Raw genomic sequence first — 25,785 nt, 5'->3', positions numbered from 1 at the left:
TATTGGGCTTTCGTTGTTTTTATTCAAATGTTATTTTATATGTTAATGGTTTTATTAAAAATTCATCATTTTTTTCAAAATCTGGATTTTTAATTCTTAATATTTCTGGTTTTTCAGAATTTACTTTAGTTACACAATAAACATAATAATTTGAATATGTTTTTGATTTTGATAATTCGTTTTGTGTAATAATAAAACTCTTTGAATTATTACTTGTAGAAATAGCTTTTACTTCAATTTGTTTTTGTTCCCCACCTGTTTCAAATGATAATACATCACAACCAAGATGTGAATCGTTTGAAACAAGTCGCACTTTTTCAGCAAGTTTAGGAAAATTAGGCTTTAAAAAATCTATCTCACTTTTTAAAACAATTTTTTCTGCTAAATCTCCAATTTCCAATTGTTTTCGATGAATTTCAATATAGTCTATCCCTATTTTTGAATCATCAAGTGAATCTATATCAATATTTTTTTTAGGATGATATATCTTTAATTCATCTGACAGCTGTTTTGAGCTTTCAGTAGTTTCTCCTTGACTAAGAACTACTTTTTTCTTATTTTCTAGATATATAACGTTAATAAATAATAGTTTAAATAACTCATCGATTTCTTCTGTGTCTCTCAAAGTTATTGTTGTTTCACCATCAGTCTTTGGATTAATTTGATTCTTAAATTTTTCTTCTATTTCTTTAGTGATGAATTTTTCCCTATCAATTCTAAAATAAAATAACAAATGAGAATCTCCAGTTATAAATGAAAATATATTTTTTACTTTTTTTGAAAGTTGAAATCTACTTCTTATTTTTTCTGACTGTAATTCAAATTTGGTACTTACTTTATCATTATATTTTTTTGTAGTTAATTTAAAATTTGAGTCATTAAAGTAGCTTTTAAAATGCTTTTCAAGTGTTTCTCCTTCAGTTTCTTTTATATCCTTGATTTTTTTTATTAATTCTTCTAGTTGAAGACCATAAATCCATAAAAAAGAATGAGCGTCCAGCAGAGAAACTATTTGGTGTTTTGTTGATAGTTGTTTTTTAAAGGATTTTATTATTAAATTGTAATCTAAATAGTTTTCCCAAGAACAATTATGACTTGTTTTAAAACCTATATTTATAGAACTAAATATTTCGTCAAATTTTTCTTGCGAAATAGGCATATATTTTTGATGATTTTTTATGAAAAAAATATATGCAATCAATTGATATGAAAATCCAATTTCAATGAAATTTTTAAATGCAATTTCATCTTGAATTTTAGATTTAAAGAAGTCAAAAAGAAATTTTTCATTTTCTCTATTTGCTTTTAATTTCTTAAAATCATCTTTTTTTCTCCAATCTATTAAATTATTTGATTTTACATTTATTGCATTTTTTATATTCCCTAAAATTCTCCCAGAACCAATATCATTTTCTTTCCAAGTTTTCAATAATAATTGATTTTTTGCATCTTCTAGTATTTCATATTTATAATTTTCGTGTTTTATTGCTAAAGGATGATTTTTAAAATCAGCTATTATATCATTTTTCTTTTCAGGCAATAATTTATTGAACCCTAAATTAACAATATCAAATGTATTTTTATCTATTTCAATCATAGTTTGTAGATTTTTTTTATGTCTAGTCCTTAAATATGGCTATAGGTTAAAATTGATTTACGCTGGTTCTAAATATACCATATTAGGTGTTTTATAATCTAAAGATAAGTGTAACCTTATTTCGTTGTATAAATTTATTGCAGCTCTCTAAGCGTGTACCACATTATCAAAGCCCTAATTATTATTATTATTATTATTATTATTATTATTATTATTATTATTATTCATTGTAAGCCATTTTACATTCAGAAAAATAGCAGTTATAAAATTAAAAAGCCCAAGATTTTATTTCAACTTTTTAGAGGATTGTCAAACGGTTTCTAGTTTTGGACTTTCGTTATTTTTTAGTTCTAGTTAAATTAATTTCAATTTCCATTTAGTAATTTAACTATTTTTTTATTTTTTGTTGTTAACCAATAATCTGTAGGATAAAAATATTCACCATAGTCAAATGCATAAGGTAGTTCCTTTTCAGTTAAACTGTCAACCATTTGCCCATACCAATGTTCATATTCCTCGTTTTTTTCCTTGCAGTGTTCAAGAAAGTTGATGTTTTCCTTAATAAATAAATCAGCCAATTCTTGTGGTGATAATTTCATTTCTACTTTATAATTCTCTACCATTTTAGATTCAATCCATGTAGAAGCTATAAAATCATTTTGCTTTTTTTGGTCAATAAATTCGCAACGCCAAGCTAATCCATTAGGTGAAATTGATGGAATTACTCTTAAATTACCATAACCACATTTATGTAACTCTTTTACCATAAACAAAAGTTTTTGCATATTTTCATAATAAAAATTACTGTCCATTTGGATTCTATTTGTTTATGGCAATGAAAATTTCAAAAAATTAGCAATTTTTATTTTCACTCAGCGACCTCTTCCAAAGTTAAAAAAACTTCTTATTAAATTCTAAATAATCTTTATAAAAAAATAGCAGTATATTAATTTAGTGACATTTTTTAATTAATTCAACACATTATAAAACTAAAATTTAGGACTAAATAATGCCCTTTATAAAAATTTAAAAAGCCCTTAAAAAACGGCTTTAAAAAGATGAGTTTTCGACTTTTTAGATGGTTGTGCAAGGTTTACCGTTGTTGTGCCTAGTTTATTAACTTCTTTATTTTTGTAATCCATTCCATTTCAGTTTCTTCTTTAAATAATGGTTTTTGCAAAATTTCAATATATTTTTCCGCAAATCTTATTTTATTATAACCTTGGTTGTCATCGAAAAAGTCTTTAATGTCGTCTTTTTCGCTATCTCTTAAATCAAAAGTAGAATAGGAGTTAGTTGCATTATCTCTAACTTCACAGTTACTTATAATGTTTTTAATACTCTCATATTCTTCTGTAAATTCAATTAGTGTTTGTTTATAAACGTATGGACTCAAACAATCTTCAATTTCCGTTGGAGGATTCATTGAGTTTCTATTTACATCTATAAGCTCTGTTTTTAAATTCTCTTTTTTATTGTTCCATAGTCTATAAAAAAACAGATTTTTATTATTGTTTTCATAATCAACTTCAACCCTTTCAGAATCTGTATCAATAAGACAAATTACTTTTCCCTTTATAGTATAATCTGGGTCTTTAATTGGAGATAATAAATTATTATATAATTTTCGAACTTCTTTAAAAGAACCTAAAGGAAGTATTCTTAATTTATTATTTTCAATTTCATTTTTGAACATAATTTCAAAATATATTTTTTCTGAAAGACCTTCACAAACTATCCAGTTATAAGGTTCATCTTTTAAAATTGAAAATAAAATAGATTGAACTAAATCATTATAGCTTTTTATATTATAGTCAATGGGTAATTTTCCCTTAGCTTTTTTTCTTGCTTGCGTGATTGTTTCTCTATAATTATAAAGATTAAAAAAATCGGCAGAGTTTTCATTTGATGATTTCTTACGTATTGAAGTTGCACTACCATTTAATACAATCGGAAGAAATCCATACCAATGAGTAGATATAATTATTTGATGTTTATTTTTTGTTAAACTAAAAAGTTTTTCAAATTGGTCGTAACAAGCAGAAATATGTAACGAAGCTTCTGGCTCATCTACTGCTAGAATTATATTTGAATTTGTGTTTTTGTTTTTTAAGAGAAATGAGTATGCGACATCTATAAGTGCTTTTCTTTTTTCTCCTGAACTTAATTCACTGACAGGTATCAGTTTAGAAGCATTTTTTGGCTTTTTATTTAAAACTTTAATTGAAAAGTATGCTTCAATTATTTTAGAAACTAAATCAGGCATTGTTAAGCTGTTCTTATGATAGCCTTTATACTCATATTCCTCTAATATACTTTCAACATCTTTAACGAAAAAATTTAAATCTTTATTAATTTGTTTTAATGTTCCTGGTTTAATTGCTTTAATGATTTCATCTTGAATGTTTTTATCCATTAGTTTCTGCATTTCTACAGTTTCTAATTTTGTATAGGTAAAAACATCAGTTTCTACGGGAATATATAAGTAAGAATAATGTGAGATGATGTAATCATAAAAACCTTTAAAATACTCTTGTATTTCTTTTTCAGAGGGTTTTACTAAGGGTTTTTCTCCGATAAAGTCTAGATAGTTTTGATAGCCACCAAAATATATAGAATTATCATTGTGTTTTTTACCAACAATAAGTATGAAATAATCGTCTTTTTTATATGACTTTTTTAATTCACCTATATGCTCATTAAATGCAGATGAACTTTTTGTCGGAGCTTTAAGATTTTTGTTCCAAATAAAATTGGATAATTTTTCAGCTTTTTGAAATAGTTCTTGGTCAGCTAATTTTGTGTTTCTTAATTTTTCTTTTTTAATTAAGAAAACTGGAGCTATATATGGAAAGTTATCTCCACCAACACCTTCATTTTTAGCTTCGTTATTTATTGGCCAATTGTTATTTTTTTGATTTAAAACACAATCAATTGCTTCTAAAACAGAACTTTTTCCGACACCATTTTCACCAATTAAACTAGAAAATCCAACTCCTTCAGAAATAGGAATGAAAGTAATTCCTTTATAAATTTTAAAATGTCGTAAAAATATTGATGTTATCATTCAGTTTTTTTATAATTAGGCACAACAATTGTGCACAAACATTGTTGATATATCAAATATATGTTCTAAGGTTTAAATTTAGCCTTTTCCAGTAACCTATCCAAAGAGCTTTTTATATTTATTCTTGTCAATCTATATTTCATAATCTCATTTTTTATTCTATATCTAGTATGTTTCTATTTTTTTTAAAACGGTTAAAAAAGGCTTTTATAATACTCTTAGGTCTTACATCATCAAGGTTAGATTTTAGGTTTATTTGACACCACTCCAATAAATCAATAGAGTCTGTAAAGGTTTTAGCTTGTAGTTCTTGATCATCCCAGAAAATAGTAATACAGTCTTTACTTGTTATTTTAATTTCTTTAATATTAGGAAAAATATTCATAATTCCAGTGATTTGTGCTATCGCATCTTCTATCATAAGTTTTTTTACACAAACTTACAATCAATGTTTTAAAGAATTTTACGTATTTCCGTAATACAAGGTTTTTTTTTCATAATTATATCATTCAATCGCCATTGAGCTAACATTTTTATAGATTGATAAACGCCACGCTCAAATCCAGCCTCTATTTATAAATTTTCAAAAACGATTGAGTTTTGTAAAATAGAAGTAAACCTCTTTCAAAATTCTTAAAACCAATCTTATAGTTTCACAGAAAAATTAACTTTTAAAATTCACCTCTATCACTTACTTTTTAAATCCCTAAAAGGAAGTAATTTAAATTGCTCAGCGATATCAATTAATCTTTCCGATAATGACTCAATTTCTGAACCCAACGGACGATCTTGTGTAAGCGGGGAGAAATTTGGAGAGAAATAATCTAACCAATCTTTACTTTGTTTTGAAGGTTCGCTTTCTAGTTGAGCCTTGCGGTGTCTAAGAGCTTCTGTGTTTACCATGGTTTCAATACTAATCAAGGCTTTTAAAATGGTCAACATTTGTTGTCCTCGCCATGCGGATGCGGTTCCCATACTAACCATATCTTGGTTTTGTCCATTAGTGCTTAAAGTTTCGAGACTTAACGGTTTATATAGGCTTTTTAATTCTGCACATAATGCTGTAGCCGTTACTTGAGCCCCCATAAATCCACTATTTTCTCCCGCACTACCAGACTTTAAAAAAGGAGATAATCCCAAATTAAGTTTTGAATCACACAGCGTGCTGATACGTTTTTCAGCATAAACACCCAAGTAAGCTATTTGTAAGTTTAACTGGTCTGATGAAAAGGACACATGTTGTCCATTAAAATTTCCGCCATGAAGCACAGTTTTTTCATCACTGAAAAAATTAGGATTGTCGCTCACACTATTTATTTCAATTTGCAAACAATCTTCTATTTGTTTTAATTGATCTTTTACAGCTCCCAATAACTGAGGTACACAACGAATAGAATAGGGATCTTGTGGCCATTTGCCATTAAAACCAGCGTCAAGTTCTTTTGGACCTTTTTGAAACCATCCCTCAACACTTTGGTGAAAAAGCCATTTGGCGAGTTCTTTATGCCCTACTTGTGGATGTAAGTCTGCTAATTTTGGATGCCAAGCTTCTGAATACGCTCCAAGACACTCACCGTATGAAAAGGCTAACTGACAACTTAATCGGAATAAAATGTTGGTTTCATATAAATTCATAGAGGCTATGGCCGTCATAGCAGCAGTGCCATTTACAAAAGCGAGTGCATCCTTATCTGACCATTTTACAACCGAAATAGGTTTAATTTTATAAAAATCTGAAGCAGCGTATTTTTTTCGTTTCCAATAAAAGTTAGTTTTGCCACTTAAACCCAACGCTAAATGCGCTAATGGAGTTAAATCTCCACTTGCCCCAACAGAGCCTAAAGCTGGAATTTCTGGTAAAAAATCTTTAAGAAAAGCATCGTATAAGGTTTGAAAGCTTTTAGGGTTTATCCCTGAATATCCTTGGGCTAATTGCTTTAAACGCAAGGCAAAAATCATTCGAGTAATTTCTATTCCTAATTTTGGCCCCACACCTGTAGCTAAATGATAAATTAGGCGTTCTTGTCTTTGTGTGTTTTTAGAAGCATCTTCATTTGCTAATGGCCCAAAGCCGCTACTTACTCCGTAAATCCAATGTCCTTTTTGCAAAAGCTCTTGAAGCGTTTTATGCGCAGCAGCTACTTTTTCTATATTTGAAGTTGTAACTACAGGTTTTTTTCTTTGACGACCTACAGCTATAAAATCCTCATTTGTCCAAGTTTTTGAAACTAAAATATCAAGATCTCGGTGTTGCATTATATCTTTAATTTATTCATAGGAGCATGACTAATATCCCATTTTCGAGGTCTTAGTATTGTTGGCAATTTTTTAAGCGCATTCGGTAAATTTCTTTCGAATTCATCTTTTTCTAGCGCTGGTTTTAACTGAAAGTAACTATAAAGGCGCAATCCCAAATTACCATAAAATGGTTGTACCCAAACTTCTTGCACTCCTGATATTTTTTTTAATTGATTGCGCACCTCAGCTAAAGAGACATTTTGACCGCCAATTTGAATTACTGCATCCTTTCTTCCGATAATTTGAAACTGTTTCTCATTGATCCATTTTAATTGGTCTGGAATCTCGAAATCTAGACTACTGCGCGTGAATCCTTTTTTATTCCTCTTCCAATAAGGTAATAATTGAAAATAATCTTCACCCCAAGCTTGCCAAGCAATCGCACCAGTTTCGGTACTGCCATACACATTCAAACCTTTTACTCCTTCTTTTTGTAATTGATCTGTTAGCTCCCTTTCTATGGGAGCCGTTGAACTAAGTGCTAATCGATGAGGAAATGGTGCCCTAATTTGCTGCCAAGCCGAAGGATGCCCAATAATTAGATCACCAGCATCGGCACGTTCCGCTAATTGGTGCCATTGGTTTATTTTTAAGAATTGTGCACGCTTTAATTTTGAGCCTATTAGTAAACCCCAAATAAATCCGTAGATATGTATTACAGGCGCCAAACAGATAACGCCTTTCGCACCAGTAAATTCAAGCCAAAAATCTCTTTCTTTAAGAAGCATTTCTTTAGAGTGCCAGATTTCTTTTGGTTTACCCATACTACCTGAAGAAAAAAAGCCAAATCTTTTCGTTGGGTCATTTGCGGCCATATATATTTGCTCCATCCAAAGTTCTGCAGTTTTATACTGCAAAAGGTAGGCTTCTTTAGCACCCGATAGCATGTCAAATCTAAAGTGAAATTCTGATGCTAAATCTAAAGCATCTAGAGAATCAATCCCTAAATCATTTGCTAAATTACCTTTAAATGCGACATTTCGACTACTTGGTATCGTTTTCCAAAACACCTCATTGACTAGTATTTCTAATCTACTAAAATCAAGTATTTCTTCCATTTATTTTGGCAGACCAATTTCAAATTCTGAACCAATTTCAGGTTCATTCACTTTAATGTATCCTTTATGAGCATCAATAATTTGTTTTACAATTGCTAAGCCCAACCCTGTACCGTTTGCCTTATTTTTTGTTACAAAAGCATCAAATAACTTTGCTTTAATTTCTTCTGGAATTCCTGGTCCATTATCCTTAATTTTCAAAATAAGTTTTTCAGAATTTTCTTCACATATAATGTGTACCTCAGGAGATGCTGTTTTACTTTCAATCAAGGCCTCGATTGCATTATTGACTAAGTTTATTAAAACTCGATCCATTTTTTTAACATCTATTGCAATCGCTGCGTTTTCAATTCCTGATATTATAATATTTTCAGCTTCAAATCCCTCTGGCATCACAACTTGTGCAACGCTTAATTTTAACCATTCATTTAAATTTACATGATCTTTTTGGATGGAGGCATTTTTTGTAAAATCTAAAACATCGGAAATAATGTTCAATGCATTTTTTGTAGAAACCGTAATAAAATCAGCTAGCTGTTCATTTTGATCTTTGTTACCTGGATCCCTTTTAATTAAATGAGCAATGCCCGTAAGACTGCCTATTGGGTTTCTAATATCATGCATTACCATACTAATAGCTTGCCCCACGGCAGATAGCTTTTCACGTTTTAACAACTCCTCACTTAACTCTGAGTTATGAATTGCTCTGACGGCATTTTCTACAAACAGACGCAATAAATAAACCTTCTCTTGATTAAATAACTCTGGTTTTGACGGCACTGTTAGAATAAAATATTGTTCTAAAGGACAAATTAAAACACCTTCAGTATATGTAATGTCATTTATAGACTTCAAATCTACCTTCTCAGACAATAGATCTATTCGAATGCTGTGTTTCCCAACACCCATCGCAGAAATTTCTTCAAATACATCTTTATTTAACTTTCCTAAAACAGCATAGTCGGCTCCTATATAATCCGCTATTTGATGCAGTATATTTGTAAGTAACGTTTTTAATTGTGTGGTGCCTAAACCTATTTCTCCTATAATTTTTAATAATTTTTCGAGACTATTTAGCCTAGCCCAATCGTGAAGACTTTTAGAGGCTAACTGAATAATTTCTTCAGGAATAAAAGGTTTGCTTAAATATCCAACATCCCCTCCTGCCTTACTAATGATCTCGTCAATGCTTCTATCGGTATAAGCAGTAATGAAATGAATCTGTGCTTTAGAATCTAGTTTTCTAATTTCAACGCAGGTAGTTAATCCATCCCAACCTGGCATTCTCATATCAATAAAAATAACATTAAATGGCGCTCCTTGTTCTAGGCTCTCTTTTACTTTTTGAAGTCCTTCTTCACCATTTTTAGCCTCCGTAATGTAAAATTCAGACCGTAAGCTTGAAGGATTTCGCTCTACCACTTCTTGAGTTTCTCCAAAAAGATCAGCAGAAGCCTCTCCGAGTTCAACAGAAAAAAGTTCTTCTTTTTGGGGAGATAAAATTTCTCTTATACTATCTCTTACTATTTCTTCATCATCTATGATTAATAATCGGTTTTTATGACTCATGTGTCTTTTAGTTTATGTAAGGTAGTTTGATTAAAAATTCGGCACCAGTGCCAATGCCTTTACTTGTAATGCTTATAGCGCCTTGATGTGTTTCTATAATTTGCTTGCTATTATAAAGCCCGAATCCTGTTCCTGTTTTTTTATGAGAATTTCCTTTTTCTAACAGTTCCTCAGAAAGATTAGGGTCAAAACCATTTGCATTATCTTTTATTAACAATACTACCATATGGTTGCTACTTTCAGTACGTAACTCAATATGTAATTTTTTTTCTCGATGATCTTTAACCTCATCAAAAGCTTCCGCACAATTTTTAAATGCATTAATTAATACTTGAACAAGTTTTGTTTTATCTCCTTTAATAGGAGGTGTATCAAGAGGAATGTACTTGGTAATTTTAACATCTCTTTTAAGGAGACCTCGCTCTTGAATCCGAAGAGCATCATCTATAATTGAGCTTAATTTAAAGGGCGCTCGCTCTCCCTTTGTTTTTCCTTTTACATAGCTTCGCTGGATATTTAGAATTTCCTGAATATGACTTGTTGTAAAATAAAGTTTTTTAACCAACTCTGAACTTTCTGTTTCACGATGTATCAAACTTTTACGCAACACGGAAATGAAATTTTTTAGCGCAGCACCTTTTCCAGCTCCTAGGGCTGCATCTAATGATTTACTTTGCTTTTCAAAAAGTCCTTCTAACTTTAATAGTTCATCTTTCTCTTTTCCTTCTAATTTATTTTGCAGGCGAGCAACATCAGTACCAAAAGCAGTAGCGGCATTACCAATGTCATGCAATACCCCAACAGCCATCTCGAGTTTCCCAGATTCTATGGCCTTTTCTTTAGATAAAGAATTCAATTCTTCCTCTGTTTTTACCCTAGCGCTTATATCATTAAAAGCATATTGGTATGTCGTCTCATTAATACGAATTACATTAAAATTTAAATAAACTGCATCCTTTTGGTTAGGAAAATTTATCGCCACTCTTTCATTATTGATAATATCACCAAAACTATCTTTAAAATCCTTAATTCGATGCAACCATTCGGGTTTCATTTCTTTTAGGATTGCAAAAATGTCTATATTAGAGCATCCTTTAAACAAACAAAACGGCATTAAAATTTGACTAGCCATAGCGTTTTGCATGACTATTTGCCCCTTATGGTCGGCTTTTATAATACCTAACGGACATTGATTTAGAAATTCAACTAAGTCGTAAATTTCTTGTTCATTTTGATTTCGCATAGGCTATACCTCAAGACTTTTTAACCAATAAATATTGAAATTCTTCATTAGGATTGTGCAATAATCTTAATTGAACTTTGGTTGGTTGCATTCGATATGTAAACACATAATCTAACTTTTCATCTAAAACTTCATCTAACTGAAATTTTTCAGCTACCATAAAGTTATTGGTGCAAGGCGCTACTTGTTTAAAAAAATCCTTGTCTATAACGTCCTTTAATTGATTTCCAGATAAATCTAATTCGTAACGATTATAAGCCTTAATTTTATTTTTGTGATCCATTCGGACGACCCCAAAATCTAACTGATCCATAGCTTCTTGATCCATGGATTCTAATGCCTGAAAGGCTTGATCTACGTTAAAATTCATATTAAAATAATTGATTGATTGATTGATTGATTGATTACATAAAATTACAATTTTTTATTAGTACAGACAAACATATATTTATTTTCAATAGCTCTTTTAGACCAAAACAAAATTGTGAACCAGTAAGAAAATTTTATAATTTATTAATTTGAAACATTTGATTCAAAAATAATTGATGAAAAACATAAAAATAAGAGACCTAAAAAACAGCATCGATCTCTATGAAGTTCGTTAAAAATCTGTTACAATCAATACTGATTTTACAAGTTTTTTCGATTCATTAAAAAGAAAAATAAAACTAGATGTTACACAATTTAAGCGCTATGATGCTTTGTAATTACATTGAATTATTTTTTGATTCCTAATAATTAAAAAAAGAAAAAAAAAGAAACAATTTACTATGACATTCTATGTCTAAAATGACATCAATTACTGAATACCACATTGGTTATCAGTTCGAGATCCAAGAAAAAAATTTTTACAAGCGTAGAAGATGACGTAAATTGGTTTTAAATATACTGAATTGCAAAATAATCGTATAAATACAAGTAACTTTAACCGACCTTTAAATCACTGAAAAACAATTATTTAATAAAAACGTCAATGGTAGGTCGAAAATTGGAGTTTAATTTTCTAATTTATTGAAGGGAAATACGGGCAGCAATTTCATATTCATCAAAAAAGTTCTTTAAATTGATTGCTCTGTTATACACTAAGACATAGCGTTCTTTTTTTATGTTTTTACTTTTTGCTTGACCAAAAAGTAACAAAAAGTCAAGACTTACTTTTATTTTTCTTGAATTCTACAAGTGATTTCACTATCGTGTCCAGACTTATTATTGAGTTCCCCAATCAAGTTGAGGACAAGCTTTGGACACTTAGCCGTTGCATCTCTTTTGAATTCCTACGAAAAATAAAATAGGTCGAGTTTAGAGTTTAATTACCCTTTCTTTTAATAACAGTGCTAGGCTTGGAACGTCAAAAAAACCTAAACATCATTACGACAGAGGTATGATTGCAATCTTTTAAATTCCTTCTAAAAACAAAAGTATTTAGGTTTTAGATTCTGATTTTTAAAGTAAATCCAGATGTCAGTTCGAGTGATTTCAATTTTTCATTGAAATTGTATCGAGAACTTGTTGAAATTGTATTGAGAACATTTTAGAAGTAAAGAAGTAAATAGAAATTAAAAGCTTCTCGATACAAAATTTCTGAAAAAGAAATTTCACTCGAAGTGACAATAGGTTTATTAAGACTGATTACACACCCTGTCAGTTCGAGTGATTTCAATTTTTCATTCAAATTGTATCGAGAACTCGTTGAAATTGTATCAAGAACTCATGGAAATTGTATCGACAACTCATTGAAATAAAATTATGAAAATCTACTACGTTTATATTCTAAAATGTTCTGATAAAACATATTATACAGGTTTTACATCAAATCTTGAAAAACGATTTTTTGAGCATCAACAAGGAAAACATAAAGATAGTTACACTTACAAAAGAAGACCTTTAGAGTTGATGTTCTATGCAGAGTTTTCTGATGTAGGGTTTGCAATTGATACGGAAAAACAAATAAAAAAATGGTCAAAAGCAAAAAAGGAGGCATTAATTAATGATGCGTATGAAAAACTCCCAAATTTAGCAAAGAAGAAGTTTAAATAGGTAAAAGCTTCTCGATACAAAATTTCTGAAAAAGAAATTTCACTCGAAGTGACAACAGGTTTATTAAGACTGATTACACACCCTGTCAGTTCGAGTGATTTCAATTTTTCATTGAAATTGTATCGAGAACTCATTTTAATCGAATAAATCACTCGAATTGGAAGAAATTTCACTCGAAGTGACAATAGGTTTATTAAGACTGATTACACACCCTGTCAGTTCGAGACCCAAGAAAAAAATTTTTACAAGCGTAGAAGATGACGTAAATTGGTTTTAAATATACTGAATTGCAAAATAATCGTAAAAATACAAGTAACTTTAACCGACCTTTAAATCACTGAAAAACAATTATTTAATAAAAACGTCAATGGTAGTATAGTCGAAAACTATTCGCATGCTCTTCATAGATTTCTACTACGCTTTTCCTAAAATTCGTGAAATATGTACATGTAATTCTAAGGAACTTTACTGACCTCTGCCTTTATTTTTAGGTCGCTACATAGAGTATTAAAAATAATCTTTTAAGTCCTAAAAACCATACCATTAGATTTCTCAAAAATAATCTTCAAAAACTTACTATTGTCTCCAACCTGTTAACGCCACGATCTTATGAAATATTTCTGTATTCTCATAGATACCAGAAAACTCGGCTGCCCCAGGACCATATGCAAAAACCGGAATTAAAGTTGCAGAATGTCCTCCTGTTGAAAAAGTTGGAGTAATCTCACTATAATCGGTATATGAAGTACCATTTTCCCTCTTTTTTATAGTGGATGCTAATGTAAAACCACCTGTTTCATGATCTGCAGTTACAACGACCAAAGTATTACCGTCTTTTTCTGCAAAATCTAATGCCTTACCAACAGCATCATCAAAATCAATTAATTCAGAAATCAGATAATCTGCATCATTATCATGTCCTCCCCAATCTACTTGAGAACCCTCTACCATTAAAAAGAAATTTTGCTTGTCTTTGTTTAAAAATTGAATACCTAAATCAGTCGCTTTTGTAAGATAATCTCCTCTACCTTCTAAAACTTTAGGCATTCCATCGGCTGCTAATAAATAACCCACTTTATTATAATCCTTAATATTGTTAAAATTGCCTAAAGCAGTGGTATCAATATTAAATTTTTTAGCTTCTAAATTTTCGATTAAATCCAAACCATCTGCACGTTTGTTAAAAAATTTTATACCACCGCCTGCAAAAAAATCAACTTCAGAAGCCACCAAGTCTGCAGCAATTTCCTCATAATAACTTCTTTTAAAAGCGTGCGCATAAAAACTAGCTGGAGTTGCATGCACTATAGATGATGTAGCAACAACGCCACTTTTAATTTTATTTTGCGCTGCAATCTCTATCATAGTTGACACTTCTGTTGAGTCATTAGCTACACCAATGGCGCCATTATATGTTTTTACGCCACTCGCAAAAGCGGTGGCACCCGCTGCAGAATCTGTAATATCTTGTCTTGATGAAGATGTTTTAATTAAACCAATATGTTTAAAACGCTCATAATTTGGAGTAGTTTCCTTAAAATAAAAAGCAGCTGATACTTGCGATAACCCTGTGCCATCTGCAATTAGCAGAATTACATTTTTTGGTGTTTCGTTCTTTACTATAATTTCAGTGTTTTTTGTTTTACAAGAAACTAAAACAACTAAAAATAAACTTAAAAATATTTTCATGAGTTTCATAAAGAAATAGCATTAAATAGGTGATGACATAAAGGCCGAAAGATATAAAATTATCTGTATTTTTATGTTAACTTATGCTTATTATTAAGTCACTAAAAACATGGTAATTGTAGCATTATTCTATTCAATTTAAACAAAAAACTATTCTAAAACGTGCCTCCGCAACCAAGTTTCGGCTAAAGAAGGCCAAGTTTCTGCAGCAATATTGCCTGGCCTAATGCCATATCCATGACCGCCTTTTGGTAACAAATGTAATTCTACTGACGCTTTATAATCTCTCAATGCAGTTGCCATTACGAGCGCACTATTGGCATATTGATCATCTGCTGTTGCAAAAATAAACATTGGCGGAGTTTGAGCATCCACTAACAATTCTGGCGTTAGCTTTCTATTTTTTCCTTCATCCAAATAGGCAGGGTATATGAGTAAAGTAAAATCAGGTCGACTTGAAAGCGCGTCTATCGCATCGGTTTTAGGATAACTATCTGCATGAAAGCGCGTGCTTGCGCGAGCACTCAAACTCCCGCCAGCAGAAAAACCTAAAACTCCTAATTTCTTCACATTAAAACCTGATTTCGATTTTTTACTGCGAATTACCCTGAAAGCTCTCTGAAGATCATATAACGCCTCTTTTCGTTTATTGGGCACTCGGTATGGTAAAACATATGCTGTAAAACCTAGTTTATTTAACCATGCCGCTATTTCGTAGCCTTCTAAATCTATGGCAAGAATCTGATATCCACCTCCGGGACACACAATGATACCCACTCCATTATTTAAATGTTCTTTTGGTTCATAAATAATAATTGCAGGATTTGTAACTTCACTTATTCGAAGTACGTTACCGCTTTTATTATCACTTTCTATCGGTTTGCTTTTGGGTTTAATTTCTCCAGGTACTTCATCTGGCCACAAATATATTGTATCCCTTGATTGCGCATAATTCATCATCGTAGAACAAAGAATAATAATTAAGGTAAAAAGTGTTTTCATTTTTAGATATTTTATCATGCATCGATTACAATATAAAAAAGCCCTAACATCAAAAATAATTTATTTTTTTAAGAACCTGAGAGCTTGTGCATTGTTAATTTTTATAATGTAAATTCCTGATTTTAAACTTGAAATATTTATGGTGATTGCAGTTCCCGATGCCTTCACAGTTCTAATTTTCTTACCTGTAACATCAAAAATATGGATGGTTTCTGGGTTGATATCTAGGTTGGTATCTAAAGTTTTAATGGTGATGCTATGCGCACTTGGATTTGGATATATCTGAAATAGCGAATTGTTTTTAAATTCAAAACTACTTGTATCTAACACAGATTTCTCAATAAAAGCATCCATCACTATAGAAGGACTTCCGTCATCATCCCAAGCTCCTTTGGAGTACGAAGTGAAATTTCCATGCGCTATGGGCTCCCAGTAAAAAACTCCTAAACCTTGCGCTTGTTTCGTTTTTTCTATCATATATGTTAAAAACTGATGAGCAACATCTGGGTTATTGTTAGAAAAACCAACTTCTACCATCATTACCTCCTTATCGTAACGTGATTTCATATCCAACATATTATCATAAGTAGCATCTACATAAGACTTCCAATTATTTTCATCTGGATATAAAGACATTCCTATAATATCAAATGTATCAATCTGAAAACCATTATTTAACAATCCGCCAATATTCCATTGAAATAAATTATTATCATTGCCACTTGCCAGATGTAAAATGGTTTTAATACTGTTGTTAAATGATTTTGCTGCATTTGCACCTGCATTTAAAAATTTGGCATAATTGGCAAAACCTCCAGTTGATGCCTTTCCTGTTGTCCATAACATTCCATTATTAGTTTCATTACCAATTTGCACCCATTTTGGTGTAATTCCTTTTGTTTCTAAAGCTGTTAAAATCGCGGTTGTATGATTCGCCACCGCATTTTCTAATTGTGAAACTGAATAATTTGTCCACGCAGCAGGTTTTGTTTGTTGCCCCGGATCTGCCCACCAATCACTGTAGTGAACACAAATCATAATATCCAAATTATTTGCTTTGGCTTTTTCTGCTTTTGTGACTAAATCGTCAATATCACACCAACCATTGGCGCCAGAATTTTCTGGATTTACCCACACTCTTAATCGTACAGCATCTAAATCGTACTCTTTTAAAAGGGGCATTAATTCTTTAGCGGTTCCTTGATTATCTTTCCAAGCGTAACCTTTAGATTCCATTTCAGTCATCCAACTAATATCTGCACCTTTTGCAATTTTATTTGTGCTAAAATCATATCCATTTGTATCTTGTAAAGTTAAAACAGGTGTGTTCCAATAACCCGCCCAAGCATTTTCAGTCCAACCACCACTGGCAAATAAAACAGCCTTCACTTGGTAATAATGACCAGAAGGTAAATCTGCTGATGTTTTATTACTGCTTCCTACAAAAAAAGAAACACTGCCAGTTTTATCTGTTCCGGCAGTTTGATTTTCTAAAGTTGCTCCGTTTATGTAACTAACATAAGTATCGTTTTCATCTAATATTTCTAAACCAATAAAAAGATGATTGCCAGAAGAGCCAGCTTCACTTGTGAATTTATAATTTACAGTTAAATTACTTCCTGTTAATGGATTTACTATGAAAGGATTTTCTCCATAAGAAACAATTTCTATACTTTGAGAAAGTAAAACACCTGGAATCCATAAGAGTAAAAATAATAAAGCCTTCCCTTTTTTCATTTTATTTGCGGTTTTTTAGGTTGAAAGAAGTTGTAAAGTTTAAGTTGATGGCTTTTGTAAAAACTTCTACATCTTTCGTTTGCGGATTTGTTTTTAGTAAAATTGTAGCAACACCCGCTTCTAATTGTGCAGGATTCTCGCCAATGAACTCTGCATTTCCCTCTAAATTGAATTCAATTTTATCATCAATATTGGTCAGAACTGTTCCGTTTTCATCCAAAATACTCGCATAAACAAAAATGAGATCATCATTTTGGGTATCGATTTCTTTTCCACTTAAATCCATCTCAATTTTTACTTGTGATGGTTTTTTAGGACTCTGCACACTATGACTTACAACTTCAGAATTATTCATAAATCCTTTTGCCTCTAATGTACCGACAACATATTTTGGAATTTTAAATGTAAACGGAGGATGTTTCAAGTTCATAGACATTTTGTCTTGATTCGGTTTTTGGCGACCCAAACTTTTTCCATTTAAAAACAATTCTACTTCCTCGCAATTACTAAAAATCCGAACATCTAAAGGACTATTCTCTTTCCATTGATTAGCGATGTGAATCATTGGTTTACCAAAAGGATCATCATAATCTCTTTGACTTTGATAAAAGTAATACGATGGTTTTGGGATTCTAAAAAGATCCATGATTCCAGAAGCTTCTAAATCATCAGCATACCCTCGATTGTAATCGAACATTACCCAATAACCATCTGCAAACGCGGGCGTGTTTAAATTGTCATTATGTGCCTCTTGTAAATTAGTCGCTTGCTGCAACAATGCATTTTCTCCTGCACTTCTTAATTGACGACTAGAGCGTTCTGATTGTAATAAATTACCCCAAGAATCTTGATTTAAACCAGCATTCATCGCATAATATTCCCAATCTCCATATTCAGAAACATTATACGGTTTTTTTAATTTATCATCATAGTGTTTTAATCGATGTTGGCGTGCTTGTAAATAAATATCATATCCATAAGATTGCCAACCTGCAGTAAAATTCTGGTTTCCTGGATATTCTTTTTTAGCAATATTTGTTAACGAATCAATAAAAGATTCAGGCATCCAAGATTCGTTTAAAGAAACTTCCCAGGCAATTACAGAAGCGTGATTTCTATCTCTTCTAATTAAATCTTTTGCAGTTTGGAATACGTGCTTTTGAAATTGTTTGTCTTCACTAAAATATTGCCATCCTAAAATTGCATCTATAGTAACTAAACCTAATTCATCACAAGCATCCATAAAAGAGTTACTTTGTGGGTAATGAGATAATCTTACATAATCGAAACCGGCTTCTTTAATTTTTTTTGCATCTCGGTAATTTGCATTGTCCGAAAGTGCATAGCCAACAAAAGGGTATTCCTGATGACGATTTACGCCTCGTAAAAAAGTTTTTTCTTCATTCAGATAAAAATCTTGCCCCACAAACTTGATGGTTTTAATTCCGATTCTTATCGTTTCTGTAGCTACTAACTTTTCATTTTGAAAAATTTCTGTTTTTAAATGATATAAATTGGGTGCTTTTGGCGACCACAATTCTGGATTTGCCACCACTAAATTTGATGAAAATTGTTGGTCTTTATTTTTTTCAAGCTGATGTATTTCACTTTCAGAAAAAACTATTTCAACGTCATTTTTAAGCAAGGTATTTTTGATTAAAAATGATTGCTTGGCATCATTTTCATTTTTTATATGTGTTTTAATATTGATGGTTGCTTCTTCTTGGGATACTTCAGGATAGGTCACAAAAACACCGCCACTAGCCACTTTATTTTCAAAAATTGGATCTGTGATATACAGCGGATTTTTGGCAATCAACCATACATTTCGATAAATACCACCATATGTATTAAAATCTAAGGTTTTCAATGGCTTTGGACCCGTAATAAGGTTGTCTTTGTTATTCAGCTTTACTTTTACGATGTTCTCTTTATCAAAATTAGCAACCTTTGTAAAATCAATTACAAAGGGTAAATAACCACCTTGATGTCTGATCATTTTTTTACCATTTACCCAAACTTCAGCAATATTCATGGCAGCTTCAAATTTTAAGAACAACTTTTTACCCTGCATTTCATCGCCAAGTGTAAATCTTTTTGAATACCAAGAAATACCTTGCCATTGATTATTGACTATTTTGGGCTCTATTTTTGGAGTATGAGGCAAGGTTATCGAATCCCACTTTTGAAAATCGGTATCCAATAGAAATTGATCATCTGAAAAAGATTCAGTATCTAATTTTTTAAAATGCCAATTTGAATTGAATTTTTCTTTTATCCCTATAAAATCTTTCTTTTTAGAACACCTTGAAGCACTCAAAGCCACAATTAGAAAAAATACGATGTAGATTGCCCTCATTTATTTTAAAAGTATTTTGTAGATGAATAGTTGCTGTATATTTTTATAGTTTTCCTTTTGAATTCCAGGTCCTATTGAAATTTGTATCGCTTCAATAGTACTCGCATCAAAACTTGAATTTTCAGATGATTTCAAAAAATATGATTGAAATGGTGGAAAAGGTCTTGGCAATAAAACCGAAGGAACTTGCTGTAGTTCCTCAAAAGGAATGGTGATGTCTTTCTTATCTGAGCTTATCTCTATAATTTTTCCAAAAACTTGTCCATTTTTTAATTGCAATGCCACTTGAACTTTTTGATTTTTTTTATCTCCAGAGGAGGCTGTTACCAAAATAGATGAGACTTTATTTAAATTATTTTGTTCTCTTTGCACCACCTCATCCACTAAAACCTTAAACGTTAAGTCAGGTGTTTTAGCATTGATATTATCGACATAGATACTTAGATAATTTTCTGTTGTAACTTTATGAGTCGATTTTTCAATTTTATAAGGAAGGGCATTCCATTGTCTTGGCCATAAAAAATTTTTTGAATTCTCTTTTAACGCATCAAACAAAACTACAATCGGTTCTTTTTTTACAATTTTTGTACGGTAGCTTTGTTGCACAATAAAATCCCAGTTTTCTGGAGTTCCTAAAACATTATCAGGAAAAGTAACTTTTCCACTATCCGTTGTAACCACTATAAAATAATTAAAAGAGTCATTGTAAATTTTTTCTCTTGGTATTTCTACCTGATAATCAAAATTACTGTTTTTAATCATTTTATAATTATCTGTTTTCTGATATCCCGAAGGCAACACAACCTCAACCTTTTTAATGGTATTCGGACTTACTATGTTCGCTTTAATTACTAAATTTTCACCTTTTTCAATTTCTTTTACAGGTTGATGAACCACGTACGTTTCAGCTATTTTTTGATGTGTTGTTGCAAATTCATTGAGATAAATATTTCCGAATTTTTGATTCATTTTAAAATCATTCGTTAATGTATCCGCAGAAATAATATAAGTTCCTGGTGATATTAGAAACGTTTTATTTTCAGACTGATCATTAAAAGAATTATCAGCATTAACTCCTTTTATAAAAAAAAGCTCTCCCAAATCTTTTAAATTGATTGTAATCTTGTTTTTATGAGGTTGTAAAACAGCCACTGTTTTTTTTAAACTTGCTTTTTCATAAGGATCTTTTACCCAAAGTACATCCGGCAAAACTTCTAACCGCCAAATTCCTTTTTCTATTTTATCTAAAAAATAAGCGCCATTTCCTGAATACTTAACAATTTCTGAATTTCCAATTCCCGCAATTTGAGTCAATTTTATGCTGTTCTTTGGATTCGCATTTGTTGTATTTGTATAGAAAAATTTGCTTTCTGAATTATAAACTGCTACATCCGTTTCATACGCTAATTTTGTATTTAAAAATGTGTTATTTTTTGGATATCTACCAAAACTTTTCCCATTCGTAATTTCGCGAAAAACTTCACCCGCAATTTTTAAAGAAATCGCTTTTGAAGGCGTATATGCCAAATTTAAATAATGCGTCTGATATTCGGTATTTGCAAATGCTAATTCTATGGGTTCATAGGCAAATTGTGTTGCAAATTGAAATTTTGCTTCCCTGAAACTTCTTGCCATTGCAGGAAAAATAACAGACGAATTGGTGTCTCCTGAATCAAATTCATAAATAATTCTTGCTTTATTTTCAAAGGCCTTTTTCTCTTGAAACGGAATTTTATATTCATCCACATTTGGCAAATAATTGCCTTTTAACAAGCTGTTATGCACCAAACCTGTAGGATACCATTGAAAAGTACACCCCTGAATATCAGCTTTTAAATAATCATCTACAAATTCCGACCGTTCTGACACATTATAAAAAATAGGATTTTGAAATCCAGCTTTTCGGACCACTTTTACCATTGTATTGATGTAGGCTGTAGCTACTTTACCGTTATCGTGCTGTGGTTCATTATTAATTTCTAGCGCGATAATATCAGGATCATTCTTGTAAGCAATGTTTGTATACGGATTTACGTGATTCAATAATTGTGTAAAATAGCGTTCTTGCTTATCAAGAATAATATCTCCAGCATAGGTTTGCCATTTTCCTAATTTAGAACTAAAACCTTCAGTCAGGAAATCTTTTTCAGGATACCCATTTCCGCCAACTTTAAAAGGAGTTACAATGGATTTTATGCCTCTCTCTTTTAATTTTGAAAACAAATAATCTAGTAAATCCAGTTGAGGTGTTTTTATTAAGTTACCAATACTATCGGTAATTTCCATATCCCAAATATGCACTCTATAACCATCCAAACCTAACCTTGCCATGTGATAAACATCTTTATCAATGGCTTCTTTATGATTCTTATCTAGATAATTTATTGCTCTAAAACCGTGTGCAAAAGGCAAAGTGTAATTGACACCGAATAATCTGACTTCTTTGTTTGTTTTAATATATTTAAAAACGCCATTCTCATCTACATAGGTAGATTTTTGTGCATGTAAAAACATGTAATTAAACATATAAACTAACAGAATACAATATTTTATTTTCATTTAACGAAGTGCTTTTATTCCTGTTTTAGTCATTTTTACTTCTTTAATATCTCCATTTTCATCATACTCTAAATAGTCTGCACATACTCTTCTTTCATAAGGGCTCGGACCTTGTATGTGATAAAATAAATACCACTTTTCTTTTATTTTTATGATAGAATGATGAGAATTCCTTGAGTCATTATCAAAAAACGCACCTTTGTATGTAAAAGGTCCTAAAGGTGTTGGCGCTGTTGAATACACTAACAACTGTTTGTCTTTTCCGTTTCTGGTAATCATGGTTGGATACGTAAAATAATAAATATTATTTTTTTTATGCACCCAAATTCCTTCATGATAATTTTTTAAATCTAGTTTTTTAATTTCACCATCAATTTCTGTTAAATTGTCTTTTAATTTTGCTACTGCGACTCCATTACCACCGCCATAAAATAAATAGGGCGTGTTATCATCATCAATAAAAATATGAGGATCAAAAGACAAAACACCTTTTACTTCTTCTGTACCGATTAGAGGTTTACCCAAAGCATCTTTAAAAAGACCATTAGGTTTTGTACTAATAGCTACTCCAATTTGAAATTCCGCAGGAAAAAAGAAATAATATATACCTTTCCACTTCATAGCATCAGGAGCAAATGCCGAGTTTTTAGCCCAAGAAACTTCCTCTAAATTGAAAATTTCACCTTCATGCTTCCAATGTACTAAATCTTTAGAAGAATATGTATGCCATTTTTTCATTTCAGTCCAATCCTTACTTCCGGGCTCATCTGTTGATGGATAAATCCAATACCGATGATCCCAAACATGAATGGATGGATCTGCATGAAAATCTGGCAAGATGGGTTTCTGAGCATGCAAAGTAGCCACTAAGAAGAAGAAAGATATACATTTTAATTTCATTCGTAAACTTTATTTAAGAGAACATTTATTGCTTCACAAATTTTATACTTTTAGATTTTTTTTCTGATTGAATCGTTAAAATATAAATTCCAGCATTGAAATTTGAAATATCAATTTTACTGTTATTTAAATTTGATGTATATAATTCTTTGCCTAACAAATTTGTAATTCTAATCCTTGAACTTTCCAGATTCTGCATCCCTTTAATGTGCAGCATATTGCTTGACGGATTTGGATATACACTTATTTTATCTAGCATCTCTGTAAATGAATCTACACTCAATGCGCCTTGTGGAACTATATTAATTTCCGCTGCTGGGTATGCACCTGCTAACCAAGTCCAAGCACTATCACTTAACTCAATTGCCATTTTATAGTTAAACGGACTTGTTAAATCTGCTGCTGGTGTGGTGCCCTCTGGAATGGAGAATGAAAAGGACCCTGTCATATCTGTTCCTGCGGGAGCAGGACTTAAAGAACCATCTACAACATTAGCGGCCCAAGTCCAATCGTTATACAAATTGATAGCACAATAAATATTCCCATCATTGGCTATCGTATATTTATAATTAATAGTTATTGTGCTTCCGATTTCTGCGGTGGTTAGCTCTGCGGATGTAAATTCAATAGATTGTGCGCTCAAAAAAGTTGAGATAAATAATGCAATAAAAAGTAATTTTGTTTTCATGATGTATGGTTTTTAGTAATTTGTGTTTACGTTTTTTTTGAAATAGGGATTCTTTTAGATCTCCCTTTTAGTACACTGATTCAAATAAAATATATAGATCTTTAAATAATATTCTTAATTATTTCCGACCATATTGCATATCCTTTTTCATTTAGATGAACGCCATCCGTAGAATATTCCATGTTCATTTTGCCGTTTAGAAGCACAAAACGTTGATGAAGATTAATGAATGTGTATGATTTTAAGGATGCTGAATTCTCTAAAAGAGCATTTAAACTCGTTATTTTAGGTATTAAATTATCTGTTGTTGTTGGCAAAACCGTATGTACAAAAATTTCTGTATCCGGACTTTTATTGTGTATTTCATCGATAATATGTAGAATATTTTCATGAATTTTTTGACCAGCATTAGGATTATGAAATAAATCATTAATACCGATTAAAAGGAATAATTTTTCTGGTTTGTAAAAAGTGATTTCATTTAATCTTACAATAATCCCATCGGAAGTATCTCCTGCAATACCTCTATTTCTTGCCTTCGGATTATTGACTTTCTGCGCCCAATCTTCTCCTTGTTCGGTAATACTGTTGCCAATAAAAACAATCTCATTAAAATTCAAAGCATTCGCTTTAAATTCTGCAATCCTTTTAGGATAATGCGTTTTTGTCCAATCGCTGTGATTCGCGATTGTAACATCTTCTGAAGGATATAAATTATCAGGAATTATTATGATTTCTTCTTCGACTAAAATTTCTTCATTATTTTGACTGCAAGAAGTAAAAGAGAGTATCGTTAAAAAAAAGCTTAAAAATTTTATAGTACATTTTTTCATAAGAAATTAATTTAAAGTTATTGTTTTATCAATGGCGTTTATGGTAAGTGTATAAGTACCTGGGGTTCCAACAAAATTAAAATTACCATCACCTGTTCCATCATTTTCGAAATTGCTGTCAATTGTATAGCCTTCCTCTTCATAATAAGTCATATTATTATTTGTATCCCAAGTATTAAACGTATCAAAAAATCTAAAAATATCGTTGGATAAAGTGATAGAAGCCGACCAAATATTCGGAGTATTTTCAATAAATTCTACCGTATCCGCATTGAAACCCCAACCTCCAGGAACTGCGCCGCCAACTGCCCAAAGAGCGCTAGATTCCATTAAATCTATTGTTTTTGCTATTTGGTCTATCGTTATGGTATAGATACCTGGAGTTCCAATAAATTTGAAACTATTACCCGTATTTTCAAAATTGGCATCTATTGCATAACCATCATTTTCAAAATAATTATAGTCAAGAACTGAATCCCAGTCACCAGGTATGGTGAAAAAGTTCATAAAACCGCTGTCAAGTTTTAGCTTTACCTGCAATATATCTTGATTACAAGTAACTTCTGCTCCTGGAAAATTCCATCCAATATCACTCGTTGCATCGCCTAAAACGTATATAGAATTACATTCACCTGAATCAAGCACTTGTTCTAAGATGCTAATATTTATAGGCTGTATTTCTGATACAATTTCTTCCGAACCTGCTCCACCATTTCCAATGGAAGCCCTGATTCTAAAATAAACGACACCGCTATTGTTTGGGTCTCCATTAGTATACGTTGTTGTTGGATCATTATCTAGATTTAGTTGTCCTGCCAAATCCAATAATTGCCCCACTAAAACAATATGGTTGTTCGTATTTGTTCTTCCGATTGAGGTGTATGTGAGGAAATCTGAAAATGCCGAAGCTTCCAATTCATAATTATTATTGGTAATTGTAGTTACTTCATTCCAAATAAATCGATCTGCAATATTATCTTTCGTTTCTTCGGATAATAAATAGGTTGCTGCAAAGGTGTTTTGAAATGCGATTTCATCCGAACTTAAATCCGCAATAAATAGTTGACTTTCTCCCTCTGTACAACCGAATAAAACAGCCATAAAGACAAAGAGTAACGATATTTTTTTAAGTGTTTTCATAATATGATA

General features: G+C 31.3%; 19 protein-coding genes. 1 reads left to right on the top strand and 18 read right to left on the bottom strand.

What is annotated here, in order from left to right; genetic code table 11:
* Nucleotides 1-19: 19 nt before the first annotated feature.
* From K8354_RS02655 to K8354_RS02615, 9 genes are all read right to left on the bottom strand, one after another.
* A complete protein-coding gene (locus K8354_RS02655) occupies nucleotides 20-1,597 on the bottom strand; it encodes a protein NO VEIN domain-containing protein (RefSeq protein WP_223445186.1) in 1,578 nt (525 codons plus the stop codon).
* 365 nt (nucleotides 1,598-1,962) lie between these two features.
* Nucleotides 1,963-2,364, bottom strand: coding sequence for a hypothetical protein (locus tag K8354_RS02650; protein WP_223445184.1), 402 nt, complete (start codon nucleotides 2,362-2,364; stop codon nucleotides 1,963-1,965).
* A 341-nt stretch (nucleotides 2,365-2,705) separates the two neighbouring features.
* The gene (locus tag K8354_RS02645; RefSeq protein ID WP_223445182.1) at nucleotides 2,706-4,664 is read right to left on the bottom strand and encodes an AAA family ATPase; all 1,959 of its coding nucleotides are present in this window, start codon (nucleotides 4,662-4,664) and stop codon (nucleotides 2,706-2,708) included.
* A gap of 154 nt (nucleotides 4,665-4,818) precedes the next feature.
* Nucleotides 4,819-5,085: a hypothetical protein gene (locus K8354_RS02640; protein WP_223445181.1), complete on the bottom strand. Its 267-nt coding sequence runs from the start codon at nucleotides 5,083-5,085 to the stop codon at nucleotides 4,819-4,821.
* Between the two features lie 266 nt (nucleotides 5,086-5,351).
* Complete coding sequence (locus K8354_RS02635; RefSeq protein ID WP_223445179.1) at nucleotides 5,352-6,920, bottom strand: HAL/PAL/TAL family ammonia-lyase; 1,569 nt, start codon at nucleotides 6,918-6,920, stop codon at nucleotides 5,352-5,354.
* Entirely contained in the window at nucleotides 6,920-8,020 is a 1,101-nt protein-coding gene (locus tag K8354_RS02630; protein WP_223445177.1) for an AMP-binding protein, read from the bottom strand. Before K8354_RS02630 ends, K8354_RS02635 begins: the two co-directional genes overlap by 1 nt.
* Nucleotides 8,021-9,589 (bottom strand): hybrid sensor histidine kinase/response regulator, encoded by a 1,569-nt coding sequence (locus tag K8354_RS02625; protein WP_223445176.1) that lies wholly within the window; start codon nucleotides 9,587-9,589, stop codon nucleotides 8,021-8,023.
* Between the two features lie 7 nt (nucleotides 9,590-9,596).
* Entirely contained in the window at nucleotides 9,597-10,832 is a 1,236-nt protein-coding gene (locus K8354_RS02620) for a sensor histidine kinase (protein WP_223445175.1), read from the bottom strand.
* 10 nt (nucleotides 10,833-10,842) lie between these two features.
* A complete protein-coding gene (locus tag K8354_RS02615) occupies nucleotides 10,843-11,202 on the bottom strand; it encodes a hypothetical protein (RefSeq protein ID WP_223445174.1) in 360 nt (119 codons plus the stop codon).
* A gap of 1,376 nt (nucleotides 11,203-12,578) precedes the next feature.
* Here K8354_RS02615 and K8354_RS02610 point away from each other — a divergent pair.
* Nucleotides 12,579-12,869 carry a GIY-YIG nuclease family protein gene (locus K8354_RS02610; RefSeq protein WP_223445173.1) on the top strand — a complete coding sequence of 97 codons (291 nt, stop codon included), beginning with the start codon at nucleotides 12,579-12,581 and terminating at the stop codon, nucleotides 12,867-12,869.
* 576 nt (nucleotides 12,870-13,445) lie between these two features.
* Here the strand turns inward: K8354_RS02610 and K8354_RS02605 are convergent.
* From K8354_RS02605 to K8354_RS02565, 9 genes are all read right to left on the bottom strand, one after another.
* The gene (locus K8354_RS02605; protein WP_367890418.1) at nucleotides 13,446-14,558 is read right to left on the bottom strand and encodes an alkaline phosphatase; all 1,113 of its coding nucleotides are present in this window, start codon (nucleotides 14,556-14,558) and stop codon (nucleotides 13,446-13,448) included.
* A gap of 150 nt (nucleotides 14,559-14,708) precedes the next feature.
* Nucleotides 14,709-15,560 carry an alpha/beta hydrolase gene (locus tag K8354_RS02600; protein ID WP_223445171.1) on the bottom strand — a complete coding sequence of 284 codons (852 nt, stop codon included), beginning with the start codon at nucleotides 15,558-15,560 and terminating at the stop codon, nucleotides 14,709-14,711.
* Nucleotides 15,561-15,620: 60 nt separating this feature from the next.
* Nucleotides 15,621-17,297, bottom strand: a complete 1,677-nt coding sequence (locus tag K8354_RS02595) for a T9SS type A sorting domain-containing protein (RefSeq protein ID WP_223445170.1) — start codon at nucleotides 17,295-17,297, stop codon at nucleotides 15,621-15,623.
* A gap of 1 nt (nucleotide 17,298) precedes the next feature.
* Nucleotides 17,299-19,656: a glycoside hydrolase family 2 TIM barrel-domain containing protein gene (locus tag K8354_RS02590; protein WP_223445169.1), complete on the bottom strand. Its 2,358-nt coding sequence runs from the start codon at nucleotides 19,654-19,656 to the stop codon at nucleotides 17,299-17,301.
* Nucleotides 19,657-22,215 (bottom strand): glycoside hydrolase family 5 protein, encoded by a 2,559-nt coding sequence (locus tag K8354_RS02585; protein ID WP_223445168.1) that lies wholly within the window; start codon nucleotides 22,213-22,215, stop codon nucleotides 19,657-19,659.
* Complete coding sequence (locus tag K8354_RS02580; protein ID WP_223445167.1) at nucleotides 22,216-23,115, bottom strand: family 43 glycosylhydrolase; 900 nt, start codon at nucleotides 23,113-23,115, stop codon at nucleotides 22,216-22,218.
* Between the two features lie 25 nt (nucleotides 23,116-23,140).
* On the bottom strand, nucleotides 23,141-23,803 hold the full coding sequence (locus K8354_RS02575) for a T9SS type A sorting domain-containing protein (protein ID WP_223445166.1): 663 nt from the start codon (nucleotides 23,801-23,803) through the stop codon (nucleotides 23,141-23,143).
* 101 nt (nucleotides 23,804-23,904) lie between these two features.
* Nucleotides 23,905-24,636, bottom strand: coding sequence for a GDSL-type esterase/lipase family protein (locus tag K8354_RS02570; protein WP_223445165.1), 732 nt, complete (start codon nucleotides 24,634-24,636; stop codon nucleotides 23,905-23,907).
* 6 nt (nucleotides 24,637-24,642) lie between these two features.
* A complete protein-coding gene (locus tag K8354_RS02565; RefSeq protein WP_223445164.1) occupies nucleotides 24,643-25,776 on the bottom strand; it encodes a hypothetical protein in 1,134 nt (377 codons plus the stop codon).
* Nucleotides 25,777-25,785: the final 9 nt, after the last annotated feature.

Origin of the sequence: Polaribacter litorisediminis (genome assembly GCF_019968605.1) — a bacterium.
GTDB lineage: Bacteria > Bacteroidota > Bacteroidia > Flavobacteriales > Flavobacteriaceae > Polaribacter > Polaribacter litorisediminis.
This window is presented reverse-complemented; position numbering and strand designations above follow the sequence as displayed.